Source organism: Mesorhizobium sp. B1-1-5 (genome assembly GCF_006443065.1).
GTDB lineage: Bacteria > Pseudomonadota > Alphaproteobacteria > Rhizobiales > Rhizobiaceae > Mesorhizobium.
Map to the genome: position 1 here is coordinate 1 of NZ_VFWS01000140.1, position 13,286 is coordinate 13,286.

General features: G+C 62.7%; 13 protein-coding genes and 2 pseudogenes. 4 read left to right on the top strand and 11 right to left on the bottom strand.

What is annotated here, in order from left to right:
• The 5 genes and pseudogenes from FJ980_RS26490 to FJ980_RS26510 all read right to left on the bottom strand — a co-directional run.
• Positions 1-396 (bottom strand): annotated as a pseudogene (locus FJ980_RS26490) (hypothetical protein); the annotation flags it as partial.
• Positions 396-1,073 carry a glycosyltransferase family A protein gene (locus FJ980_RS26495; RefSeq protein WP_140546634.1) on the bottom strand — a complete coding sequence of 226 codons (678 nt, stop codon included), beginning with the start codon at positions 1,071-1,073 and terminating at the stop codon, positions 396-398. The gene FJ980_RS26495 and the pseudogene FJ980_RS26490, both read right to left, overlap by 1 nt.
• Positions 1,073-1,825 (bottom strand): glycosyltransferase family A protein, encoded by a 753-nt coding sequence (locus FJ980_RS26500; protein WP_140546635.1) that lies wholly within the window; start codon positions 1,823-1,825, stop codon positions 1,073-1,075. The genes FJ980_RS26495 and FJ980_RS26500 overlap by 1 nt, the downstream gene beginning before the upstream one ends.
• A complete protein-coding gene (locus FJ980_RS26505) occupies positions 1,822-2,871 on the bottom strand; it encodes a serine kinase (protein ID WP_140546636.1) in 1,050 nt (349 codons plus the stop codon). Before FJ980_RS26505 ends, FJ980_RS26500 begins: the two co-directional genes overlap by 4 nt.
• A gap of 38 nt (positions 2,872-2,909) precedes the next feature.
• Positions 2,910-3,332, bottom strand: coding sequence for a PqqD family peptide modification chaperone (locus tag FJ980_RS26510; RefSeq protein ID WP_140546637.1), 423 nt, complete (start codon positions 3,330-3,332; stop codon positions 2,910-2,912).
• Between the two features lie 621 nt (positions 3,333-3,953).
• On the opposite strand from FJ980_RS26510, the gene FJ980_RS26515 reads away from it, so the two are divergent.
• Together FJ980_RS26515 and FJ980_RS26520 are read left to right on the top strand one after the other, a co-directional pair.
• Positions 3,954-4,160: a DUF680 domain-containing protein gene (locus FJ980_RS26515; RefSeq protein WP_140546638.1), complete on the top strand. Its 207-nt coding sequence runs from the start codon at positions 3,954-3,956 to the stop codon at positions 4,158-4,160.
• 69 nt (positions 4,161-4,229) lie between these two features.
• Positions 4,230-4,463 (top strand): DUF680 domain-containing protein, encoded by a 234-nt coding sequence (locus tag FJ980_RS26520; protein ID WP_140546639.1) that lies wholly within the window; start codon positions 4,230-4,232, stop codon positions 4,461-4,463.
• Positions 4,464-4,548: 85 nt separating this feature from the next.
• Here the strand turns inward: FJ980_RS26520 and ugpC are convergent, their stop codons facing one another.
• From ugpC to FJ980_RS26545, 5 genes are all read right to left on the bottom strand, one after another.
• Entirely contained in the window at positions 4,549-5,661 is a 1,113-nt protein-coding gene (gene ugpC, locus FJ980_RS26525; protein ID WP_140546640.1) for a sn-glycerol-3-phosphate ABC transporter ATP-binding protein UgpC, read from the bottom strand.
• Between the two features lie 35 nt (positions 5,662-5,696).
• A complete protein-coding gene (locus tag FJ980_RS26530) occupies positions 5,697-7,361 on the bottom strand; it encodes an alpha-glucosidase (RefSeq protein WP_140546641.1) in 1,665 nt (554 codons plus the stop codon).
• A gap of 4 nt (positions 7,362-7,365) precedes the next feature.
• On the bottom strand, positions 7,366-8,520 hold the full coding sequence (locus tag FJ980_RS26535) for a carbohydrate ABC transporter permease (RefSeq protein ID WP_140546642.1): 1,155 nt from the start codon (positions 8,518-8,520) through the stop codon (positions 7,366-7,368).
• Position 8,521: 1 nt separating this feature from the next.
• On the bottom strand, positions 8,522-9,535 hold the full coding sequence (locus FJ980_RS26540; protein WP_140546643.1) for a sugar ABC transporter permease: 1,014 nt from the start codon (positions 9,533-9,535) through the stop codon (positions 8,522-8,524).
• A gap of 164 nt (positions 9,536-9,699) precedes the next feature.
• A complete protein-coding gene (locus tag FJ980_RS26545) occupies positions 9,700-11,055 on the bottom strand; it encodes an ABC transporter substrate-binding protein (protein ID WP_140546644.1) in 1,356 nt (451 codons plus the stop codon).
• Positions 11,056-11,413: 358 nt separating this feature from the next.
• On the opposite strand from FJ980_RS26545, the gene FJ980_RS26550 reads away from it, so the two are divergent.
• Both FJ980_RS26550 and FJ980_RS26555 read left to right on the top strand, forming a co-directional pair.
• Positions 11,414-12,436, top strand: a complete 1,023-nt coding sequence (locus tag FJ980_RS26550; RefSeq protein WP_140546645.1) for a substrate-binding domain-containing protein — start codon at positions 11,414-11,416, stop codon at positions 12,434-12,436.
• A gap of 89 nt (positions 12,437-12,525) precedes the next feature.
• The gene (locus tag FJ980_RS26555; RefSeq protein ID WP_140546646.1) at positions 12,526-12,885 is read left to right on the top strand and encodes a VOC family protein; all 360 of its coding nucleotides are present in this window, start codon (positions 12,526-12,528) and stop codon (positions 12,883-12,885) included.
• A gap of 80 nt (positions 12,886-12,965) precedes the next feature.
• On the opposite strand, the pseudogene FJ980_RS26560 reads toward FJ980_RS26555, so the two are convergent.
• Positions 12,966-13,184, bottom strand: a pseudogene (locus tag FJ980_RS26560) (S8 family serine peptidase); the annotation flags it as partial.
• Between the last annotated feature and the right edge of the window lie 102 nt (positions 13,185-13,286).

The following is a 13,286-nucleotide window of genomic DNA, read 5'->3' on the forward strand; positions in this document are numbered from 1 at the left end:
GACGACGATGAGCGGCTTGCCGGGCGGCGTGTCGATCTCAGGCGCCAGCGGGCGAATGCCCATGCCGGTATCGACCATCGCCTTCAGTGCGGGCTCGGCCTCGCGCATGGCCATGCGCGACTTGGTCCACAGCATCTTCTGCAGGCCGACCAGGCGCGGATAAGCGGCGTTACCGGCAAGCTTGCGTCCGAACCTGTCGGAAATCGCGGCAAGCAACCGGTGTTCCCGGAAGGAGACGTGGTCGATGTCGTTCTCGTTCAGCCAGCCGGCGGCGCAAAGGCGCGCCGCCTCTTCGTCGGGCAGAAGTGCTGCCTTGAGCAACTGGTCGAGCGAGCCGGTCGGCCAGGACCAGCCATAGTCTGGAAAACGCCTGCCGATGCGACGGATCTTCGCCATCAGCTGGAGCTGGCTTTGCTTTGCGCCCGTCGCAGCATGGCCAGGCGTGCCACTTCCAGGTAACCGCGGTCGCGTGCGGCGTCGCGCCCATAGGACAGGCTCCCCGGCCTGATGCGCCGCAGCGCCAGGACGTCAGGCATCATGTCGAGGATAAAACCGCTTTCCCGCGCGCGGGCGATCCAGTCGATCATCTCGCCGCGGCCGCCCGGCGGATCGACCATCGGGCCGACGCTCTCCGCGGTCTCCCGGCGCATCAGCATCGTCGAGCGCGACCAGCCGGGGGTTGCGGTCGGGGCCATCGCATAGGGCTCTCCGTCGCGGAAGGCGCGCATATGGGTGAAGACCCCAGATGTGCCGGGAAGCGGTTCGAGATGGGCAAGCTGCGCCGCGATCTTTCCAGGCAGCCAAAGGTCGTCGGCATCGAGCGTGGCGACGAAGGGCGTCGATAGCGCGGCGATGCCGCGGGTGGTCGCGCTGCCGGGTCCGGCATTGTCCTGGCGCAAAAGCCTGAGCGGCAGGTCGATGCCGCCGATCGCGCCGGCGAGATCGTCGGTCGAGCCGTCGTCGACCACCACGACCAGTTCGGGCCGCAACGTCTGCGCTGCCACCGATCGCAGTGTCTCCGCGATCGTGGCGCTGGCGTTGTAGGCCGGAATGACGACGCCATATGCGCTCATCACATGAACTGCCAGTCCGCGAGTTTCTTCAGTTCGAATATGCCTTCGATCGGCTTGAGTGAAGGGTTGGCCCTGCGCCGCTTCATCGACTTGTAGATCGCGCGCATGAACTCGCGCGACTGGACATCTTGCTGCCTTGTCATGTTGCCGGCGTGCCGCCGGTAATAAAGCGCCAGCGTGTCCGGAAGCGCGCATCGGGGACCGATCTCGAAGCTGCGCAGCAGGAAGTCCGTATCCTCGGCCTGGATGAAATCCTCGTCGAAGGTGCCGATCCGGTCGACCAGACGGCGCGAGAAGATCGCCGCCGAGAGATGGATGCCGCGAACCGTGATGCTGTTGCTGTCGCGGGTCGGCTCCAGCGTCTCGTCGTCGATCCTGTCGACCAGCATCATCCTGGAATAGGTGAGCTCGAGAGAGGGATCGCGCCTGAAAAGGTCCAGATCCGCCGCGAAGCGCCCGGCCGGCGAGATGTCGTCCGAATCGAGAAAGGACACCAGTTCGGTCTCCGGATTGAGCCGGCTGAGCCCGCTGTTGCGCGCCTGGGTCACGCCCATGTTCTCCTGCTGGAACAACCGGATGCACGGTGCTTCGTCCATCATGGCGCGCACCGCTTGAGCCGATCCATCCGTCGAGCCGTCATCGATGACGATGATGTCGAGATCGGCGGCGTCGCGCTGCCTGATGAGCGAACGCAATGCCGCAACGACATAGCGCTCGCGGTTGTAGACAGGCATGATCACGCTCAACTTCACCGGGCGCTCCGGACAAGGAAATCCGCAATCGTACCGGCGATTTCTTCTGGGCGTGACCCAAGCGAAATCCGGTAGCATGGCAGTAGCCGGGTCAGATCGCTGAAGAAGCGAAAACCGCTTTCGCGTTCGCCAGGCATCTGCGCGATACCGGACGGCGCCAGCGCGATGATGGCATCCTTGCGCGAAATCGGTGCGATCGAACTTGTCTTTCCGCCGCTGACATGTGGCACCAGCAACGCGCAAATGTCCAGACTCTCACGTACTGGCCGGGGCGCGATCTCGTGAATGTGGAAGGCATGCTTGCCTTGCCAGTTGAGCGAACGGTCGGCTCCCAGCCGCCTTTCCAGCCCGAGCCGGGCGAAACCCGGCGGATCCTGCTTCAGGATCGAAAACAGCGGTCGCGCGGTCACGCCGCCGGAAAGGTCGATCAGCACGTAATCGTCGCCGACGCTATCCAGCCCGTTGAGCAGTCCTGCAACGACGGTTCCGGATTTTCCCGCACCCCCGGCGCCTGCCAGCAGCACGCCCCTGCCGTCGAGGCCGAGCGCGCCGGCATGGGCAAGGCGCATGCCGCGCGCGGCGTATTCCCAGTGCAGGAAGGCGCGCAGCGGCGCCCCCTGCTCCCAAGGCGGAAACGCAGCGGGAGACCGCATCAACTGGACGCCGATCCGCCGGTCGGGATCGTAGACCTGCCAGAAATCCAGATCGTGGTAATGATGGCCGCGCAGCCCTGCCTCGGCCAGTTTCCGGGCAAAGCCGTGCTCGGTGAAATGCGCATCGCCCCAGCTTGCCGGTTCCGGCATGTCGCCGACGCCTGGATGGCCGATGAAGACACGGCATTGGCGGGAGTCCCGCGGATCGCCTTCGGCTTCGATGAAGGCCTGGCCAAGGGCATCCGCGAGCGCGCCGGGATCGAGATGCGCGATCAATTCCAGCCCCGGCAGGCGCACAGCACGTTGGACCGGAAACTGCCCGGCCGCGCCTTCGGCGGCGGCGATGAGAAAGCGGGCATAGTCCGGCAGGGTCTCGAGCGTCACGCGTGGCATGGTCTGTTCCGGCCTGGCCTGACTCCTTCGCCTGTCGCTCAGGAAACCTGCTTGACGGCCGGCCAGCCGAGCGGCTCCTCGACTTCGTGGATCGGGTCGACGAGGATCAAGTCGGCAAGGTCGTCATGGACGCTGACGTTGAGCGGTTCGTTCGCCGCAGCCAGCGCCGCTGGCAAATCGTCGGATGACGGCAGCGGCGTTGCGCTGGAAGGCGCCAGCAGCCCGAACTCGACCAGCTGCGTAATGAATGCCTCGATCGCGGCGGCATCGATCCTGGCAGCGGCCGATCGGATCAGCGCTTCGGTGCCGACACCCGAGGACAGCGCCTGCCACACTTTGCTGCCGGAATCGGAGAAGCCGAAATATTTGCCGTTGGAGAGGTCGAGCACGACAGCTTCGCCGTCGAAGGATTCGAAAACGATGTCCCGGCCCGCAACTGCGTAGACGTCGGAAAGAGGCATGTCCTTGACCCCCGCTCTGCAATTCCGGCCGGCGGCTGCGCCGGTCGTAATCGTTGTCCTGACCCCTGGACAACGCCTGTAAACACTCGATCCTAGCTTGGCAAGGCAAGCCATAACGGCGCCATCTCGACCATTTTGGCGTTCAATTCGCGGTTCGAGCCCCGATTTCGGGCACCGACAAGCAGGGCGACCGCGACCCATTCCGGCGCGATGCCCCTTGGCCTTCAGCCTGAACACAGTCTTGGAGCGGGCCGAATCGGCCCATGGAACGGGGATGCGATGGTTAATAGTATCGAAAAGTGACTATTAGGAGATTCTAAAATCGAACTGAACGGTTCGTTTCTGTTGACGGTGCGTGCAGCACAGTGTGAACGTCGGCGCTCCGATACATTTGGTGAGCCAACGGTAAAATTCGCATAAGTTATTGATTAAGCGCGATAAAAATAGAGTCATAGGCATGCTTATCAAAACTTCAAGATGCGCAATCATGGTCCAGACGGAAAAACTTCGTGATTGGAATCCGGCCGTCCGCTCACCCAAATCAGCGCTGTCCGAACGACGCGATTTCACTCCCAAGACACGCCGCTAGACGGACTGATTAAAGATACTGGAGTAGCAAAAATGAAAAAGATTGTTCTCACTGCCGCAGCCCTTCTGGCAATTTCTGGCAGCGCCTTTGCTGGTAGCGACCATTACAACCCGAATGAAGCCAATCAGGCGGCGGCCAAGGTCGACTCGTCCTACACGGCTGCGGTCCGTCAGTCTGCGCCGGCCACTCAGCGGCCTGCCACGACGGGCGCCGACCACAACCTTTTCGGCAACAACTAACGGCCGACTTGAACCGGCGGCGGGCTCGCCCGCCGCATCGGTCGGACCGCAAGATTCAGGAGCACTGAAATGAAGAAGATCGTTCTTGCCACGGCCGCCCTGTTGGCCGTTTCCGGCGCTGCTTTTGCGGGCAGCGACAATTACAACCACAGTGGCGTCAACCAGCCGGCCCCGGCGGTCGATACCACCCCTACGTCGTCGATCGGCACCGACTCGCCTGTCTACAAGCTGCTGAACTCGTCGCGCGACGTGCAGAAGTCGGCGCCTCAGGGTGCCGACCGCGACCACTTCGGCAACCGTTGACAGCCGACTGTGACTTGAAAGAGAGAGCGGCGGGCCAGGCCCGCCGCTCTCTTTTTTTGCCGGGAACGCCGGCCTGCCGGTAGCGTCAGGCAGCCTTTGCTTCCTCGCGATGCAGCGTGAACGAATGGCCGTCGGCGTCGAAGATGTGCAGATCGCCGCCGCCGGCATTGAGCCGCAGCGTCTCGCCGCGCTTGACCTCGACATTGCCCGGCAGCTTGGCAACCAGCGGCAGGTCGGCGCGGCCGATATCGATGTAGACGAGCTGAACCTCGCCGAGCTGCTCGATATAGTCGACCTTGCCTTCGAACAGATAGTCCGCACCTGTGGCGATCGCCAGATCCTCCGGCCGCACGCCGAAGCTGACCGCCGCGCCATTGGCCGAGGCCGGCGTCGCGATCGGCACCGTCGCCTTGCGGCCGCCGACATGGCTGACCACCGTCGGATTGCCCGCTTTCTCGATCTTTGCCGGCAATATGTTCATGGCCGGCGAGCCGATGAACTGGGCGACGAACAGGTTGCCGGGCCGCTTGTAGAGTTCCATTGGCGTGCCGACCTGCTCGATAACGCCTTCCTTCAAGACCACGATGCGGTCCGCCAGCGTCATCGCCTCGACCTGGTCGTGCGTGACGTAGATCATGGTGGTGTTCGGCATCGATTCCTTGAGCTTGGCGATCTCGATGCGGGTGGCGACGCGCAGTGCTGCGTCGAGATTCGACAACGGCTCGTCGAACAGGAACACCTTCGGGTTGCGCACGATGGCGCGGCCGATAGCGACGCGCTGGCGCTGGCCGCCCGACATCGCCTTGGGCAGGCGGTCGAGATATTTGGTCAGTTGCAGGATCTCCGCCGCCTGGCGCACGCGCTTGTCGATCTCGGCCTTGCTTTCCTTGCCGATCTTCATCGAGAAGGCCATGTTGTCGTAAACCGTCATATGCGGATAGAGCGCATAGGACTGGAACACCATGGCGATTCCCCGCTTCGACGGCGGCACGTCGTTCACCACCTCGCCGTCGATCTTCAGCTCGCCCGAAGTGATCTCCTCGAGGCCGGCGATCGATCTCAGCAACGTCGACTTGCCGCAACCCGACGGCCCGACGAAGACGATGAACTCGCCTGATTTGATATCGAGGTCGATGCCGTGGAGAATGTTGAGGTTGCCGTATGATTTCTTCACCTGGTTGAGCGTGACATCGGCCATGTTTTTCTTCTCCCGTTGATTCCTGTTTTAGAAGTTCAGTCGATGCGTCCAAACCAGGCGCCGTAGCCGCCGAGGCGGACCCGCCCGGTGCCAGTCTGTCCCGAAAAGCCGTGCCCGGGCAAGGGTTGCAGCGCACCTTTGCCGAGATCGACCTCGGCGGGCTTGCCGCCGAGGTTGAACGCGCAGACGATCCGCTCATTGCCCTCGCGGCGCGTGAAGGCGACGGTATCGCCATCGCTTTCGATAAAGTCGATGTCGCCCTTGGCCAGCGCCGGATGCTGGCGCCGGAAGGCGAGGAAGCGGCGGTAATGTTCGAGCAGCGAGCTTGCATCGCCCTGCTGCACGTTGACGGCCTGCGACAGGTGCTTGCCCGGCACCGGCAGCCACGGCTTGGCGGTCGAGAAACCGCCATTCTTGGCGGCCGCGTCCCAAACCATCGGCGTGCGGCAGCCGTCGCGACCCTTGAACTCCGGCCAGAACCGGATGCCGTAGGGATCCTGCAGGTCCTCGAACTTCAGCTCCGCCTCGCCAAGGCCGAGCTCTTCGCCTTGATAGATGCAGACCGAGCCGCGCAGCGACATCAAAAGCGCCGAGATCACCTTCAGATAGGCGGTCGGATCCGCCTCGTTGGCGGCCCAGCGCGAGGCGACCCGCATCACGTCATGGTTGGAGAAGGCCCAGCACGACCAGCCGTCGCTGGCGACCGTGCCGAAGGCCTCCAGCACCGCGCGCGCTTTCGCCGCGCTGATCTTCTCCGGCGCCAGGAAGTCGAAGGAATAGCACATATGCACGCGCTTGCCGTCGGCGGTGTAGGCGGCGACCACCTCCAGGCCGCGCTGGGAATCGCCCACCTCGCCGACGGCCGCCTGCGCCGGATATTCGTCGAGAAGCGCGCGGAAGCGCTCCAGGAAGCCGAGATTCTCCGGCCGGCTCTTGTCGTAGATGTGGTCCTGATAATTGTAGGGATTGACCGCGGGCGCCGTCTGGTCGTTGCGCTGTTCCGGCGGCAGCGGCGGATTGTCCTCCAGCCCTTGGCTGTGGAAGTAGAAATTGATCGTGTCGAGGCGGAAGCCGTCAACGCCGCGCTCCAGCCAGAAGCGGGTGATGTCGAGCAGCGCGTCCTGAACTTCTGCGTTGTGGAAGTTGAGGTCGGGCTGCTCGGCCAGGAAATTGTGCAGGTAATATTGCTGGCGGCTGGTGTCCCACTGCCAGGCCGAGCCGCCGAAGATCGACAGCCAGTTGTTGGGCGGCGTGCCGTCGGGTTTTGCGTCCGCCCACACATACCAGTCGGCTTTCGGATTGTTGCGGCTGGAACGGCTTTCCTTGAACCAGGGGTGGATGTCGGCGGTGTGCGACAGCACCTCGTCGATCATCACCTTGAGCCCCAGCCGATGGGCTTCCGTCACCAGCGCGTCGAAATCGGCGAGCGTTCCGAACATCGGGTCGACGTCGCAATAATCCGACACGTCGTAGCCGAAATCCTTCATCGGCGATTTGAAGAAGGGCGAGATCCAGATGGCGTCGACGCCGAGCGAAGCGATATAGGGCAGGCGCTGGACAATGCCCTTCAGGTCGCCGATGCCGTCGCCATTGGAGTCTTGATAGGAGCGCGGGTAAATCTGGTAGATCACCGCGCCCCGCCACCAGTCGCGGTCGACGGCCGGGTCTGGCTGCGACGTCGCCTTCAAAGCCGATTGCATATCTTCAACCTCCTTTCACCGAGCCGGCAAGCAGCCCGCGGACGAAATAGCGCTGCAGCGAGAAGAACACGAACAGCGGCACGATGATGGTGATGAACGCCGATGTGGTCAGGATCTCCCACTTGCCGCCGCGCGAGCCGAGCAGCGCGTTGAGCTTGGCTGTCAGCACGATCTGATCGGGCGCCGTGCCAAGGAAAACCATCGCCACCAGCAGATCGTTCCATACCCACAGGAACTGGAAGATGGCGAAGGAGGCAAGCACCGGGAACGACAGCGGCAACACGATCTTGACGAAGATCTCGAAGTCGCTGGCGCCGTCGATGCGTGCCGATTCCATGATCTCGCGCGGCAGGCCGGCGATATAGCTCCTCAGCAGGTAGATGGCGAAAGGCAGGCCGAAGCCGGTATGTGCCAGCCATATGCCGAGATAGGTCTTGGACGGCACGCCGAAGAAGGCGCCGACCCCGTTATAGAGCCTGAGCAGCGGGATCAGCGACATCTGCAGCGGAACCACCAGAAGGCCGATGATCACCGCGATCAGCAGCGGCCGGCCGGGAAAGCGCATCCAGGCCAGCGCGTAGGCTGCGAAGGCTGCGATCAGGATGGGGATGATCGTCGCCGGGATCGTAACCGTCAGCGAGTTCATGAACGAGCGGCCGATGCCTTCTGAAAACAGCACCGCATCGTAATTGTCCGTGGTGAATTTCGGCGGCGCCGAGGAAGCGAAATAGACGCGCTGGCCGCGGTCGCCTTCGAAGGCCTTCGGTGACGACAGCACGAAGCCGCCGTCGGCATTCATCTGCAGCGTGACGCCGTCATTGAGGTCGGCAACCGATCCCGCCTTGTACTGCGTCGGCGCGGAGGACTTCACGCCGAAGGCGCTGATCTCGCGCTTGGGGCCATCGCCGAAGATATTGCCCTCGATGACGTATTTGCCGTCCTTCTGGGTTTGGCCCGACGCGCCCGGCAACCGTCCCGCCTCGCTCTGGCTGGAACTGGCGAAGGAGTTCCACCAGCCGGAGGCGACGATCTGGTCCTTGTCGCGCAGCGACGAGACGAGGATGCCGAGGGTGGGGATGGTCCAGATCGCCACGAAGACGAGCACGGCGATATGAACGCCGAAGCGGCCGACAAAGGACTTTCCGGTCTTGGTCGCCATCTCAGTGCCCTCCCGTCTCTTTGTTGGCCTGGCGGATGTTCCAGACCATGATCGGGATGACCGCGATCATGATGATGATGGCGATGGTCGCGCCGCGGCCGAAATCGCCGCCGCCGCGGAACATCCAGTCGAACATCAGATTGGCCAGCACCTGGCTGTTCCATTGGCCGTTGGTCATGGTCAGCACGATGTCGAACACTTTTAGCACCAGGATGGTGATGGTGGTCCACACCACGGCGATCGTGCCCCAGATTTGCGGCACCATGATCTTCCAGAAGATCTGGAACGCGTTGGCCCCGTCGATCACGGCCGCTTCCAGCGTCTCTTCCGGAATGCCGCGCAGCGCCGACGACAGGATGACCATCGCAAAGCCGGTCTGGATCCAGATCAGGATGATCATCAGGAAGAAATTGTTCCAGAACGGCAGCGATATCCAAACCTGCGGCTGGCCGCCGAAATATTGGATGATGGCGTTGAGCAGGCCGATCTGCACCTGGCCCTCGCCGCGATACTCGTAGATGAATTTCCAGATCACGCTGGCGCCGACGAAGGAGATCGCCAGCGGCAGGAAGATCAGGCTCTTGGCGATGGTGCCCCACCAGATCTTGTCGGTGAGCACGGCGATGATCAGGCCGAGGAAGGTGCAGGCAGCCGGCACCACGGCCAGCCACAGGATGTTGTTGAAGATCGAGTTGCGCAAATCGTGATCGCCGACCGCCCATTCATAATTGGCGAGCCCGACGAAATTGGTGCCGCCGCGATCGTAGAAGGAGAGCCACAGCGTCGCGATCACCGGGTAGATCAGGTAGACCGTCAGGATGATCATCGCCGGGCCGACGAACAGCCAGGGCCGCACCATTCCCTGCCGGCGCAAATTGTCGACGGCGGCGGTGCCCGAGACGCCGCGTGACGGGAAGACGAGATCGAGCAGTTTGTTGGCGCCCCAGAAATAGGCGACACAGCCGCCGACGCCGATGATGATGACGAATATGGCCGAGAAAATCTGAGCCGCCATGGGTCCCTCTCCCTGCGCATGACCGGCCGGCCGAGGCTGGCGATCGGATGCACCGACTTTCGGTTATTCGGAACAATCGAAACGCGAAGGCTTCCGGCGCGGACCGCCGGTCGGACCCGGGCCGTAGCCCGGGTCCATAGGAGGATTAGGAAGATTTCAGGATGCTATTTGATGCCGTCCCAGCTTTTCTGGATGTCGGCGGCGACGTCCTGCGCGGACTTGCCGCCCACCAGGTCGACCATGCCGGTCCAGAACGAACCCGCGCCGATCTTGCCCGGCATCAGGTCGGATCCGTCGAACCGAACCGTCGTGGCGCCGACCAGGATCTCGCCCTGCTTCTTCAGCGCATCGCTGCCATAGGCCTCCTTGTTGGCCGCCTTGAAGGGGGTAACGAAGCTCTTCTGCGCCATCCACAATTCATGCGCGAGCGGCATCTCGAGGAACTTGATGAACTCGCGCGAGGCCTTGGAATCCTTGGTGATCATCACCAGCGTGCCGGCCACTTCCAGCGGCGTGCCCAGTTCCGGCTTGGAGGCGTAAGGCGGGTAGGGGAAGAAGTCGGCGTCCTGGCCGAGCTTCACGTTTTCCGGGAAGAAGGAGGGGATGAACGATGCCTGGTGGTGCATGTAGCACTTGGGCGGCACGGTGAAGAGGCCCTTCGGGCTGTCGCGGAAGTCGGTCGCCGCGACCGCCTTGGCGCCGCCGTCCACCATCTTGTCGTCGGTGGCGATCTTGCCGAAGATGTCGATGGCGTTGACCACGGCCGGGTCGGTGAACGGAATCTCGTTCTTCACCCACTTGTCGTAGACTTCCGGCGGCTGCGTCCTGAGCATGATGTCCTCGACCCAGTCGGTCGCCGGCCAGCCGGTGGCGCCGCCCGAACCGAGCCCGATGCACCAGGGCTTGCCGCCGTCGGCGACGATCTTCTTCTCCAGATCGGCGAGTTCTTCCTGGGTCTTCGGCACCTTGTAGCCGGCCTCGTCGAAATTATCGGGCGAGTACCAGACGAGCCCCTTCACGTCGATCTTGTAGGGAAAGGCGTAGAAGCCCGGCTTGCCGTCCTTGCCATTATAGGTGCCGAGCTTGGCCCAGGAATCGCCGGCGGCATAGTTGTCCTTGATCCAGGTCGCGACGTCGTCGCCCAGCGGGGTCAGCACGCCCTTGGAAGCAAGATCCTGGATGAGACCGGGCTGCGGCAGGACGGCGATGTTGGGCGGGCTGCCGGCCTGGGTGTCGATGACGATCTGCTGCTCATAATTCTCGGACGAGGAATATTTCACCTCCGCGCCGGTCGCTTCCTGGAAATAGTCGAGAACCGAACGCACAAGCGCCTCGTCCTCGCCGCGCCACGGCCCGAAGATGGTCAGCGTCTCGCCCTTGAGGTCGACCTTTTTGAGGTCGTCGTAGTTCGCCCAATGAAATTTCGAATCCTCGCCCGGCTTGAACTTCAATTCGGCTTGGGCCGGCAGGCTGAGGGTGAGTGCCGCGAACGCCGCACCCAAGAGAAGCATTTTCTTCATCGCAAGTCCTCCCAGTGATCACAAAAAGGACGAAACCTCCATCTCGTCCGCCGACGCCGCGGAACTGTGACTCAGCGAAAGGGCAACCGCAACCTTTCGAAGAGACTTCCAAAGCGCTTTGGCTATTTTGATCTCGCCATTGAATCTTCCGGGAGTCAAGAGGGCGACTTGATTAATCGATTTAAATTCGAGGAGACGGGGCGAGAAAAGTGCGGTGCAGCATGCTTTTTTGGCAATGCAGCAGCAATTTTGCTTCAAACGATGCTGTCTGGCCTCTAAGGTCGTCATGCTTGATGATCTCGCCAACAATCGTCAGATTGATTCAAAATTGAAAGCGCTTTGAGGCTGGAGGCCTCCGATGAACCTCAAGCAGCTGTCGCATATGCTGTCGCTCTCGCAGACCACGGTGAGCCGGGCGCTGAACGGCTACCCCGAGGTCAACGAGGAGACCCGGCGCCGGGTTATGGATGCCGCCAAGCGCCATGGCTACCGGCCGAACCCCAGCGCGCGCCGGCTCGCCACCGGCAAGTCGGGAATGATCGGCTATGTGCTGCCGACCGGGGCCGCCGTCGACATCGATCCGCACTTCGTCGAATTCCTCTCCGGCCTCGGCGACTATGCCCGTTCGCATGAGCTCGACCTTGTGCTTTCGCCCGCCGATGCCGACGACGAGGAAACGACCTACCGGCGCATCGTCGCCAACCGCCAGGTCGACGCCGTCTACCTGTCCTCGCCGCGGCCGGCCGATAAGCGGCTGGCGCTGGTCAACACGCTGGGCATCCCTTTCATCGTCCATGGCCGCAGCGAAGGCTTCGATTTCGACTATTCCTATCTCGACATCGACAATGAGGGCGCCTTCCACGAAGCGTCGAGACTGCTGATCCAGCTCGGCCACAAGCGCCTGGCGCTGATCAACGGCAATGATCGCGAGACTTTCGCCATCCACCGCGAGCGCGGCATGCGCCGCGCGCTTGTCGCGAACGGGCTGGCGCTCGGCGAGCGCCACATCCGTTCGGTGGCGATGACCGAGGAAAACGGCTACCGCGCCGCACGCCGCCTGCTCGAGGAGGCTGAGCCGCCGACGGCGATCGTCTGCTCCAGCCTGATCATGGCGCTGGGCGTCGTGCGCGCCGTGCGCGATCTCGGCCTCACCATTCCGGGCGACTTGTCGCTGGTTGCCCATGACGACGTCTTCCCCTGGCTGCGGCCGGAGAATTTCCCGGTGCCGCTGTCGACGACGCGCTCCTCGATCCGCCTCGCCGGGGCGCGTGTCGCAGAACGGCTGGCGGCGCGGATATCGGGGTTGGAGGAAGGCGCGCGGGGCGAGGTCTGGCCGGTCGATCTGGTGGTGCGGGGATCGGTGGCCGGAGCGCCGGCGTAGAGATTAGACTCAACTACCTTGAGCGGCGGAGTTCCCTAACGGACGCTTTCATTCAAGTAAAACGCGATAGAGGTCGCCGGGAAAGCTGCATGATTCTTGAATTGCACCATATCCAGTTGGCTATGCCTGAAGGCGAAGAGCAGGCCGCACGGAACTTCTACTGTGGCGTCCTCGGCCTTCGCGAAGTCGATAAACCTGAGGAACTGCGTTCGCGCGGTGGAGCATGGTTCGAGAGCGGGAGCGTTAAGGTTCATTTGGGCGTGGAGAAGCCGTTTGCTCCTGCCAAGAAAGCGCATCCTGCGTTCCGGGTAGAAAAATTAGATCAAACAATCGCCGCACTTCAGTCGAGGAGCATCGGATTCCGGTTTGACGCTGATCTGCCGGGCATCAGGCGCATCTATGTCAGCGACCCATTTGGGAACCGTATCGAGCTTCTTGAGCTCGTATAGCGAAACGTCTCATTCGGCGTCGCCCAATACCCGTCCGGCAGCAGCCAACTACTGAGTTTGGCCCCGAGCGGTGCCCAAACTCACTCCTTCGCCGCCCCAGCCGCCTTGACGTCCAGCAACCCATAGCCGTCATTGTCCCGCCCCTTCGGGCCGAGATCCTTTGCGGTGGTGGCAAGCGCCTTCTCGATTTCATCGGCCGAGCGGTCAGGCGAGGCGTGGATCAAATTGGCGATGGCGCCGGAAACGGTCGCGGCGGCAAACGAGGTGCCGGTCACCACGTCGGAGCCGGCGCCGCTCGGCCGCGCGGATATCAGGGCTGGAAGAGGGCGCGCCGAACGATGGCACAAATAGCCGCATCAAAAACTGGAAAAAAATTGCGAAATGCTTCTTTGCAAAGCCGA